Origin of the sequence: Blautia sp. AF19-1, from assembly GCF_003479155.1 — a bacterium.
GTDB lineage: Bacteria > Bacillota > Clostridia > Lachnospirales > Lachnospiraceae > Fusicatenibacter > Fusicatenibacter saccharivorans.
In genome coordinates, this window is sequence record NZ_QUGQ01000043.1 from 1 (window position 1) to 3,399 (window position 3,399).

A 3,399-nucleotide genomic window follows, 5' to 3' on the forward strand; every position below is an offset into this window, starting at 1 on the left:
AATCGAGGTGTCTTTCTTTTATGCAAAATCACGAACTTGCTCATTTATAGTTCGTATATTCATTGGGGAGAGCTATTGATGAATTTAAAATTAACTTAAAAAATAAGAAAGAACAAAGAACGGATATAGAAGATGATGAACTTAATTTTTTGAGTAAGCGTGGCTCTAAAATGTTATTGATATCAGCAGTAAGCACTTGTATGGAAAGCTTACTTGGAAAAAAGATTTTAGATTCTTGGAGGTTAGTGTTTAAAGATAATAAAAATTTTGATAAGTTAGTTGAAGAATGGAAAGCAATATTAGATGTTTTGATGCCATGGCATTCTACGCTTGAACCGGCAATTGTAAGTGGTTTAAAAAGTAAGGAAGCCACACAAAATGCAGCTAAACAATTGAGAGCAACGTTGACATCGTTTAGTTCAATGTATGCTCAACAATTGAAACCATTTTCAGATAGTATAAATACAGATATGTAGATAAATACAGAGATATTGTGATAACACCATGATAACAAAATCTCCCAAAACCACACGGACACAGTGGAAAATGCGGATTTTTCCATACAAATCACACGAAAAATCACCATTTGCACACCGCAATACACCAGTCTGATACCGTGAAGGTGGACGTACTGTAGGTTCAGGACGTGTTGCTACAATCCTTCATTGAGCAATGACTGATTTGTGCGAAAAATGTAGAGTACCGCAAGGTATATTGTTTTCAAACGCAAGACGGGTCTGTCACATGAGCAAATATTTTTTGCTGATATGCTCCCTTCCGGGTAGACAAATAAAAACTTGTCTCCCAGGAAGGGAGCATATTTTACTTTACAGGGTAAGCGCCAAATAATAATGTAAGCGTCCAATAAGAGGGTGTATCGAAATTTCTGGCTGTTGCATGTAAACTATTGATTAGAGTTTTGGGAGTTGACTCTAAAAACTCTAAATCTAATCTAAGGAGCAGGCTTATGGATCTTTCTTCTTTGACTCCAGACAAACAGGTGAAACTTCAATACTGGCTGGATGTAATACGGCAATGCAGGGCCTCCGGACTGACAAATCAGATCTGGTGTGAACAACACGATATCTCTTTGAAAAGTTATTATTACTGGCTTTCCAAAATTCGAAAGCTTGCCTTGGAAGAACTGCCCCGCAAGAAAAACGGCATCCACATGTGTACAGACCAACAGTCAACTGCTTTAACGGAATCCCCGGCTGAGTTTGCGGAGCTTTCACTTCCGGACAGAAACATTTCCCGTTCCACTCCTGCAGCCATACTTCATATCGGATCCATAACAGTGGAACTTTATGAAGGCACATCTGCCCAGATGCTGGAAAACATTCTGAAAGCCGTGCAGTCATGTTAGGAGAGCTTTCCCATGTGGAGAAAATCTATATCCGATGCGGCTACACCGATATGAGGAAGCAGCTCAATGGCTTGCTGGATATCATCCAGTACAACTTCAAACTGGATCCTTACAGCAATTCCTTATTCCTGTTCTGTGGAAAGAGGGCTGACCGGATCAAAGCAGTCCATTACGAGGGAGACGGTTTCTGCCTTTTATACAAACGGTACGAAAACGGACGTCTCCAATGGCCGCGGACCGGCGAAGAAGCAAAACAGATTTCTGATCAGCAGCTGCGCTGGCTTCTGGAAGGTTTGAACCCGGAGCAGCCAAAGGCGGTTCAGAAATGGCTCCCGCATAAGTCTGAAAATACTGAAAATCCTTAGAAATGCTGGGAAATCTGACGATTCTATGGTATAATAATCCTATCGAAGCGAAAGGGTTTTCAGGTTATGTCAGCTACGGAACAGGAGTATAAAAATCATATCAAAGAACTGGAACAGCAGGTCCGGCTCCTGAAAGAGCAGGTTGATTTCCTGACCCGTAAACTTTATGGAACAAAATCCGAGAAGACATCTACTCTCGAAATCGAGGGGCAGATGTCTCTTTTTAATGAAATCGAAACCTGTGCGGATCCTGATGCACACGAACCGGAGCTTGTTGAGATAGAGAAGCACCTACGTAAAAGGAAGTACACCGGTCAGCGGGAAGAACTGGTAAAAAATCTCCCTCACAGCAAAGTACTCCATACCATAGATGAAAGGGAACAGATATGCGATAACTGCGGGAGTACGATGGTGAAAGTAGGGGAAGAATTCGTCCGCACGGAAGTACAGTTTATCCCTGCAAAACTCAAGGTGATTGACCATTACCGGGAAACGTATGAATGCAGGTCGTGCCGGAAAAACGGAACTCCTTATATGGAGAAGGCTCCGGTGCCATATCCTCCCGTCCTGCATTCTCTGGCATCTGCATCTACCATCACCTGGCTCATCCACCAGAAGTTTGAATTAAGCATCCCGCTGTACAGACAGGAAAAAGAATGGGAGGCTTTGGGATTACGTTTAAGCAGAGCGACTATGTCAAACTGGCTTCTGGTTGTCTATCGGGACTGGCTTGTACACATCGTCCACCGTCTGAAGCTGGAACTTCTGAAACAGAGATACCTTCATATCGATGAAACACATGTACAGGTGCTGAAAGAACCGGGACGGAAAAATACGTCCGATTCCTATATGTGGGTTTACTGCAGCATCAGAGATGCTGTAAATCCCATCCGCTACTTCGAGTACCAGCCGGGACGAAGCGGGAAATATCCGGAAGCGTTTCTGAGGGAATATGAAGGTTATATCCATACAGACGCTTACTCCGGATACAATGCAGTTTCAGGAGTAAAAAGATGTCTTTGCTATACGCATCTGCGCCGGGCTTTCGTGGATGCGCTCCCAAAAGACATCCATAATTCGGAAGCATCAAAACCTGCGGAAGCAATCCTCCGTCTGAATCAACTCTTTAACATAGAGTCAGAGTTGGAGGCGCTCCCTCCTGATCAGAAGAAAAAAGAACGTCTTATCCGCGAGAAACCGCTTCTCGAGGCTTTTTGGTCATGGGCAGAAAAAAGTGCCATCGGAGAGCTGCCGAAATCCAAACTTTCAAAAGCTTTTCATTACGCCTTAAATAACCGTGAAGGTTTTTGGAATTATCTGGAAGACGGGAATTGTTCCATCAGTAATTCGCTTGCGGAAAACTGTATCCGTCCCTTTGTGATCGGCAGAAAGAACTGGCTGTTCTCCGGCAGTCCGAAAGGGGCGGAAGCCAGTGCAGGAATCTATACACTGGTAGAGACAGCGAAAGCGAATGGGCTTGCCCCGATGAAATATATAAAATATATCCTGTCCGACATGCCGGGGAGTGCTTTTCTTGAACATCCTGAATATCTGGATGATTATCTGCCTTGGAATCCTCTTGTAAAAGAATTCTGTCGATAACCGTTGACCTTTTAGTATAAAAGGCTGACGGTTATTTTTCTATACACTGTTTTATTTGACACTTAC

The 3,399-nt window shown here is 43.2% G+C and carries 4 protein-coding genes; all 4 read left to right on the top strand.

From position 1 onward, the window contains the following. Nucleotides 1-62: 62 nt before the first annotated feature. The 4 genes from DWX26_RS16420 to DWX26_RS16435 all read left to right on the top strand — a co-directional run bounded on the left by DWX26_RS16420 (nt 63) and on the right by DWX26_RS16435 (nt 3,333). Nucleotides 63-476: a hypothetical protein gene (locus tag DWX26_RS16420; protein WP_118601781.1), complete on the top strand. Its 414-nt coding sequence runs from the start codon at nt 63-65 to the stop codon at nt 474-476. A 491-nt stretch (nt 477-967) separates the two neighbouring features. Continuing rightward, nucleotides 968-1,366, top strand: a complete 399-nt coding sequence (gene tnpA, locus DWX26_RS16425; RefSeq protein WP_005422927.1) for an IS66 family insertion sequence element accessory protein TnpA — start codon at nt 968-970, stop codon at nt 1,364-1,366. A 14-nt stretch (nt 1,367-1,380) separates the two neighbouring features. After that, nucleotides 1,381-1,731: an IS66 family insertion sequence element accessory protein TnpB gene (tnpB, locus tag DWX26_RS16430; RefSeq protein ID WP_158526524.1), complete on the top strand. Its 351-nt coding sequence runs from the start codon at nt 1,381-1,383 to the stop codon at nt 1,729-1,731. Between the two features lie 66 nt (nt 1,732-1,797). Then, on the top strand, nt 1,798-3,333 hold the full coding sequence (locus tag DWX26_RS16435) for an IS66-like element ISRob1 family transposase (RefSeq protein WP_004611469.1): 1,536 nt from the start codon (nt 1,798-1,800) through the stop codon (nt 3,331-3,333). Nucleotides 3,334-3,399 lie beyond the last annotated feature (66 nt).